Source organism: Shewanella sp. DW31 (assembly GCF_015767295.1).
Taxonomy (GTDB): Bacteria; Pseudomonadota; Gammaproteobacteria; order Enterobacterales; family Shewanellaceae; genus Shewanella; species Shewanella oncorhynchi.
On sequence record NZ_JADWMP020000042.1, the window covers coordinates 1 to 7,198 of the forward strand.

Here is a 7,198-nt window from a genome sequence, read left to right on the forward strand (position 1 = left end):
AGATGATGTAGGTTCTTGGAATAGCCCCTTCCAGGGGCAAGTCAAAGCCGCCTTCTAAGAAGGCGGATTCTTTACTGCCTCTTTTGGCCTGCCTTTATCACTCTGTGGGGAGTCACTTTATTATGCTTGCGGCTGACTTTAGTCGAATGTAGCGTAGCGACAATGCAGGCTATAGTGATGACATCTCAGTAAAAATTCGCCTAAAGAAGGTGTTGCCTATGAATGCCAGTGAGTTACAACCCGTAGTGCAATTTCTACAGGGACTTGTGCCCTTTGATGCTCTGCCTGAGGATGTTGTTGTGCGCTGCGCTAAGGCTGTTACTGTTGGGTATTACAGCAAGGCCTCTGGTTATGTTAATTTCGACGCGAATTCGCCTAAGTTGTATATGGTGCGAAGCGGCGCCTTTGAAGTGCGCGATCCTGACGGCGTGTTGGTGGATAGAGTGGGCGAGGGTGAGTTTTTTGGCTTTTCTACTTTGTTATCAGGGGAAAAAGTCGTTAATAAAGTCGCTATTCTTGAAGACGGTCTAGTTTATCATCTGCCCCAAGCCTTGTTTGATAGCCTTAGGAGTGAGAGTCGTCACTTCGATAAGTTTTTTACCCGCGCCTTCGCAAAGCGTTTACGCCATGAGGCTCGCTTTAAGGCAAAGGATCTGACGACCACAAGTCGGATAAGTACCTTGATGTCTTCCACTCCCATCGTTATTGATGCCCAAGCTAGCGTGACTCAGGCGGCACTCTTGATGCGAAATCGCCGAGTATCGTCCTTATTGGTGACGGATAATCATAAATTGGTTGGCATCTTAACCGATAAGGATTTGCGTAATCGCGTGTTAGCTGCAGGGCTTGATGGCAACGTTGCTGTGCATCAAGCCATGACGGTTTCACCTATCTCGATTTCCTCCAATGCATTGATTTTTGAAGCCATGCTGCTGATGAGTGAGCATAACATTCATCACTTACCTATTATCGATCAAGATAAAGCTATCGGTATGGTGACCAGTACTGACATCTTGCGCGGGCAGGGCTCACAACCGCTACTGTTGATTGGTGAGATTGAACGGCAGCAGGATCTTGCCAGTTTAATTGGTGTCAGTAAGCAAATTCCCCTATTGCTGCAAAATCTTATTAGTGCCGATGCTAGAGCTGAAGAAATTGGCCGAGTGTTAACCTCTGTCACCGATGCGCTGACGCGGCGATTAATTGTGCTCAATCAGCAATTACTCGGTGAACCGCCCATGGCCTTTTGCTGGTTGGCATTTGGCTCGCAGGGACGACAAGATCAGGCTGCGTGTTCAGATCAAGATAATGGCTTGTTAGTCGCAGAAGAGATGGATGATTTTGCTAAAGGTTATTTTGATGCCTTAACCCATGCCGTGTGCGCAGGGCTTGACCAATGCGGTTATGAATTTTGTCCCGGCAATATTATGGCGCAAAATCCCCAATGGCGGATGTCACTCAAACAGTGGCAACAGGTATTTGAAAAATGGGTCATAACGCCTGAGCCTAAGGCGTTAATGCACGCCAGCATCTTCTTCGATATGCGATCGGTTTACGGTCCACAAACCCTTTTTGATGCCTTACAGGATAAAGTCTTAGCTCAAACCCACGATAACGATATTTTCCTCGCGGGTATGACAGGTAATTCCCTGGTGGAGTCGCCGCCGCTAGGATTTTTCCGCAAATTTGTACTCGAACGGGATGGTAGCGAAGTTAAAGGCATAGATTTGAAACATAAGGGCAATGCATTGATCAACGATATTGCCCGTGTTTATGCCTTGTCTGCGGGCATTAAAGAAGTGAATACTGCAAAACGTATTCGTGCCTTGATGGATGCGAATATTCTCAATCGACAAGATGCGCTCAATTTGGCTGATGCCCACGAGTTTATCGCCCATATGCGGTTATCGAACCAAGGTTATCAATATAATCAAGGGGTAGAGGTGAGTAATTATTTGCTGCCTGGGCATTTATCTTCGCTGGTTCGTCATCAGTTACGTGACGCTTTTAAAGTCGTACATGAGGCGCAGGCGGGGATGAAGATGAAATTTATGCGAAGCTTTTGATATGAATACATTGTTGCTGAAAACTCAGCTCAATTGGCGGGCGCTGCGTTGCCAACATCATTTATTTAAAGGCTATTATCAGTCGCTGTTGCCTCTGCTGGCAATGCCGTTATCCGAAGCGCCGTTAACGGCGATGGATTTGGAGATGACAGGGCTCAATCCGCAGCAAGATCAAATTCTCAGCATTGGATTGGTGCCGATTGAGCGCGGTGAGATCCCGTTGGTACGCGCCGAGCAAAAGTTAGTGCAAATTCGCGGCAGCGTAGGCCAAAGCGCGACGATCCACGGCATTCTTGATAATCATTTGGTGCAAGCTGTCACCATTGAGGAAGCCATGGGCTGGTTTATCAATCAAACCTATGGCCGTGTGCTGGTGGCACATCATGCCCCTTTAGATTGTCGTTTTTTACAGCAGGATTTATTGACGATTTATCATCAAGCCCTTGTTTTACCTACAATTGATACTTTAATGGTTGAAAAGCACCGTTTACTACGGGAGCACTCAGTGATTAAAGAGGGGAGCTTGCGTCTTGGTGCTTGTCGCGAACGTTATGGTTTACCCATTTATACGGCCCATAGCGCGCTGACCGATGCCTTAGCTTGTGGAGAATTATTACTCGCGCAAATGGCCGCTATGGGCGGTGCGGCAAAGCTTACCGTGGCTGATTTATTGCAAAAATCGACTTAGTCAGTGTTAACAGAAATCACTCTTTGTGGTGAGTGAATCCATTTGAGATGGATTGATTTCACCTTGATTTCATCTTAGGTTAATCACTGACAAGCTAAACTCAGTTGACATTTAATCCTCTGTTCAAATTCAACCTGCCGTTGATTTGGCAATCCAACCAACTTGTACTTCACTCTACTAACTTGAGTGTGTAGGAGAATATGATGCCGTTACCTTTACTTTGGGTGGGTGGTGCCGTAATCGGTGCGGTTTTGCTGGCCGATGAGCGCGAGAAGCGTCAGCAACTTGAGCGTGACAGATTACTCGGTAAGGCCCCTAAGTACCCCGTTGCCAATCGCGCTATGGTGGCACCGCCGAGTCAATGGCAAGAGGGATTAAAACAAGTTGCGCCAATCCCAGGCAGTATCGTCTGTTGTTATGTTTTTGGTGTGATTGAGCATACTGGTATTTGGCTTGGTGATGATTGCCTCGTAGAGTTACATGGCTCAGGGCTGGTGCGGGCTGTATCGGTAAAGCGTTTTTTAGCGGGACGGACCGGTAGCCAAATCTATCTTGCCTGTAATCACCAACATCAGCCTCTTATTGCCGATTCTGTGTTGCCCCGCGCTGAACAGGCGATTTATCAGTATCGGGAATACGATTTATTCGACAATAATTGCCATCGATTTGTCTGGTCTTGTATTAGTGGCAGCGAAGGCGTGATTAAAGGCTTTAATGAGTTAAATCAAAAACTCGCCGAACACTTTAATCAAGCTATCTATTGGGATGAGATGATCATTAGCAAGCTGAATGAATAAGCTCTGTAGTCATATACTAAAAAAGCCATCGATTAAGATGGCTTTTTGTTTTAGTGAAACACTATGTAATCGTTTTGCAAAAACCGTTTACGGCTTACAAAAATAATCTACAGCGCGTTTGACTAACTCTATGCCTGTTTTATCGCAAGGCGGTAACTCGGCATCACTGATATTGATAGGTGTGACGCGATTTCCCCATTGCAGCAAGAGTGCGGCAGAGGTTAAGCCTGCGCCAAAGGCACAAGAGAGTATGGTTTGATTCGGCTTGATAATGCCTTGTTCTAACGCATCACAAATCGCAATTGGAATCGTCGCCGCCGAGGTATTGCCATAATTAGCGATGTTCACGAAGGCTTTTTCTTTCGGGATTTTCATTCGGCTAACTAAGGTATCAATAATACGTTCGTTGGCTTGATGCGGGATCACGAGATCCACTTCATCCTTATCAACACCACATTTTTCAAGCACTTTAGTGCTCAATTTATTCATTCCGTTAATCGCACGCTTGAAGATTTCTTGGCCATCGAATTCAATGAAAAAGTCTAATGAGTCGGCTGAGAATCTGTCCATCGCCGTGCCAAAGCCCGCTTTCAGAATATCACGACCTTCAGGATCGTTATTCAGCTCATAACCGAGCACGCCACCGGCAACATCTGTCGCTTCAACCACAACGGCACCCGCACCATCACCAAATAGCACTGCGGTTTCGCGGCGCGACCAATCTAAATAGAAAGATAAACGTTCAGCACCAATGACTAATACTTTCTTGCTCTGGCCACTCTTGATTTGTGAGCTGGCTAAACCTAAGCCGTATAAGAAGCCACTGCAGGCAGCATTGATATCGAATGCAGCACAACTGGCGCCAATATTAGCTTGTACAGTAGATGCAATATTTGGGATCAAAGTGTCTGGGCTGGCACTGGCCAGAATGATCATGTCGATTTCACTGCCATCAATACCTGCTGCTGCGAGCGCACGTTGTGCTGCAACTGAAGCAAGTTCAGAGGTATTTACATGACTGATATGGCGCTGGCTGATCCCTGTGCGAGATTTGATCCATTCGTCGGATGTCTCGATAAAGGTAGCAAGATCATCGTTGGTCAGCGTGGCTGGTGGAACACATTTGCCCCAACCTGTGATAGTGGCGTACTGCATGGTGGTTTCTCTCAAATAAAAAAGGCAGAACCTGAGCGCTGCCTTGAATCGACAACAAAGCTTATCGGCAACTCTAATGGCCGTCCGTGATCTAGACCACCTGTTTGGCGACGAGATCTCGAATTGTCATTGCGGCATGCAGAATATGATGACGCAGTAGCGCCGTCGCTTTTTCTGTTTCTCTCAGTTTGCAGTGGTTGAGCAAAGCCCTGTGCTCATGCTCTGCGGCAGGAATTCCCCCCGCGAGCAATAACTGCAAACGAATGTATCTATCACAATTAGTATTGAGGCCGTGAACAACCTCAAGGGTGTGTGGGCGATTAGCCGCCTGATATAAGCAAGTGTGAAATTGCGTATTCAACTCGCTCCAACTGGCGACGGCATCTTCATGTTTGAAGGCCGACTCCAATTGCTCGAGTACACGTTCTGCTTTTTCTAAATCAGCCTCTTGAAGTCGTGGGATCGCTTTCGCAAGCAGATCGGTTTCGATCATTGCACGTAATTCAAAGAGTTCGGTGACTTGTTCGACGGATAAAACTGTCGCAGTCGCACCTTTATGGGGCTCAAACTTAACGAGTCCTTCAGCTTCGAGTTGCAATAACGCTTCTCTCACCGGAATACGGCTGACATTTAACGCTTCAGCCAAGGCACTTTGTCTGAGGGGTTCTCCTGCGGCTATGTCACCTGAAAGAATTCTCTCTCTGAGCACTTCCACAACTAACTGGGTGCGGGTTTTGTGGACGATAGGCGTAGTTCGACTCATTATTTCCGTCTATTTCGGGTATGTTCTCGTTATTTGCCCAAGATTACCGTTAAAAACACCACAAATAAAGGGAAATGCTTGATTGAGTGCAGCATCTAAGAGACTAATAATGCCCAAAAGACGGGGGCTTTTGTGGTTTTCTCTTACGATTTGAAGCGCATTCCTTGCGAGCGGCTTCGATGGTAACGGTGGCAATTATTTGTAAAAACGCTGTTCAGCTTCTTCGATTGAGTATTTTGATTAAAACAGTGCCATTACACATTTCACTGCTGGATTTTTTGGACTCTGATTTGGTGGGACAATTGCTATCTCGCATAGACACAAGCTGTACATAGAGATTTGCCTGTACAGCCACGAAATATCACTAACGCGCAATTTAGCGCTAAAAGCATAACTTCGCGGTGCAATTTCTGATAATGAATGGAATAATAGCGTGATAACGCCTTAGGCGATTTGGGAGTATTACAGTGAGTCGAGCAGTATTTTTAGACCGTGATGGTGTGATTAACAAAGACCATGGTTATGTCCACCTAGTGGATGACTTCGAATATATTGACGGTGTGTTTGAATCTTGCCTCTCTTTAAAAGAAATGGGCTACAAGTTAGTTGTTGTCACTAATCAATCCGGTATTGCCCGTGGCATGTACACTGAAGACCAATTCCACAGCTTAACGGAGTGGATGGATTGGAACTTTGCCGACAAAGGGGTCGAGCTCGATGGTATTTACTATTGCCCGCATCATGCCGAGAAAGGCATAGGGGAATATAAGGTTGATTGTGATTGCCGTAAACCTAAGCCGGGTATGCTCAATGATGCGGCGCAATTCTTAAAAATCGACTTAGCGAACTCAGTCATGGTTGGCGACAAAGCCGAAGATATGCAGGCAGCGAAAGCGGCGGGCGTGACTACTCGTATATTAGTGCGCAGTGGTAAGGTTATTGCCGATGACAGTGATGCCACTGTGGTACTCGACAGTATTGCCGATGTGCCAGCTTACTTAAAAAGCCTAGGCTAGTCGTTACGCTACTACTTATAAGTAGATAAACATTTGCTTATAAGTTCATCTCAAGTAGCTACTATCACAGTAGCCAGTAGCGTGGGTTGTTGCTCTTGTTGAATGGAAGCTTGCGTTAAAAGTGATCTAACATGACAAGAGCTAACCAATAGGTTGGCTCTTGTCATTTCTAGCGCTGGATTAATCTCATCTTTGCCCTTAATTCAGCATAGATTCGATAATATTGGCGTTAAAACACACTTTTAGTTTAAAAAATGTGCGCTTGAATCGTTTTTCGTAATTATTCGCGCCAAAGGGGTTGCGGTAAAATCTGACATCCCTATAATGCGCATCCACTGACCCAGCGGGGTCAAGGGTTAAACGCTGAATAAGCTGCTAACCATGCTCTTTAACAATTTATCAAGCAAATCTGTGTGGACACTCACAGGTGTTGAGTTAATCGAAACTGCTTAACCTTCGGGTTGGCAGTCAAAAATTTAAATCAATGTTTTCAAGTCATTCTCCTTACAGGAAGGGTGATTGAGTGTTCATAGTAATATGTACATACAGTAATGTATGAATTGAAACGTGATGCTTCTTAGTGAGCAAAGCGAATCAAAACAGTAGAATTCATTGAGCCGTTTGACGTCAGTCAAACAACAAAACTTTAATTGAAGAGTTTGATCATGGCTCAGATTGAACGCTGGCGGCAGGCCTAACACATGCAAGTCGAG

The 7,198-nt window shown here is 45.7% G+C and carries 6 protein-coding genes and 1 rRNA gene; 5 read left to right on the forward strand and 2 right to left on the reverse strand.

Features of this window, described 5'->3' with window-relative positions:
• Positions 1-218: 218 nt before the first annotated feature.
• From GWI56_RS21430 to GWI56_RS21440, 3 genes are all read left to right on the forward strand, one after another.
• Positions 219-2,066 carry a DUF294 nucleotidyltransferase-like domain-containing protein gene (locus GWI56_RS21430; RefSeq protein WP_198574011.1) on the forward strand — a complete coding sequence of 616 codons (1,848 nt, stop codon included), beginning with the start codon at positions 219-221 and terminating at the stop codon, positions 2,064-2,066.
• Position 2,067: 1 nt separating this feature from the next.
• Entirely contained in the window at positions 2,068-2,754 is a 687-nt protein-coding gene (locus GWI56_RS21435) for an exonuclease domain-containing protein (RefSeq protein WP_198574012.1), read from the forward strand.
• Between the two features lie 203 nt (positions 2,755-2,957).
• The gene (locus GWI56_RS21440; protein ID WP_198574013.1) at positions 2,958-3,551 is read left to right on the forward strand and encodes a lecithin retinol acyltransferase family protein; all 594 of its coding nucleotides are present in this window, start codon (positions 2,958-2,960) and stop codon (positions 3,549-3,551) included.
• A gap of 87 nt (positions 3,552-3,638) precedes the next feature.
• Here GWI56_RS21440 and GWI56_RS21445 read toward each other — a convergent pair whose 3' ends face one another.
• Positions 3,639-4,706 carry a ketoacyl-ACP synthase III gene (locus tag GWI56_RS21445; protein WP_028760951.1) on the reverse strand — a complete coding sequence of 356 codons (1,068 nt, stop codon included), beginning with the start codon at positions 4,704-4,706 and terminating at the stop codon, positions 3,639-3,641.
• Positions 4,707-4,797: 91 nt separating this feature from the next.
• The gene (locus GWI56_RS21450; RefSeq protein ID WP_028760950.1) at positions 4,798-5,469 is read right to left on the reverse strand and encodes a GntR family transcriptional regulator; all 672 of its coding nucleotides are present in this window, start codon (positions 5,467-5,469) and stop codon (positions 4,798-4,800) included.
• A 467-nt stretch (positions 5,470-5,936) separates the two neighbouring features.
• Between GWI56_RS21450 and gmhB the strand changes: the two genes are divergently transcribed.
• Positions 5,937-6,485: a D-glycero-beta-D-manno-heptose 1,7-bisphosphate 7-phosphatase gene (gene gmhB / locus GWI56_RS21455; RefSeq protein WP_198574014.1), complete on the forward strand. Its 549-nt coding sequence runs from the start codon at positions 5,937-5,939 to the stop codon at positions 6,483-6,485.
• A 647-nt stretch (positions 6,486-7,132) separates the two neighbouring features.
• Positions 7,133-7,198 (forward strand): 16S ribosomal RNA (locus tag GWI56_RS21460); the annotation flags it as partial.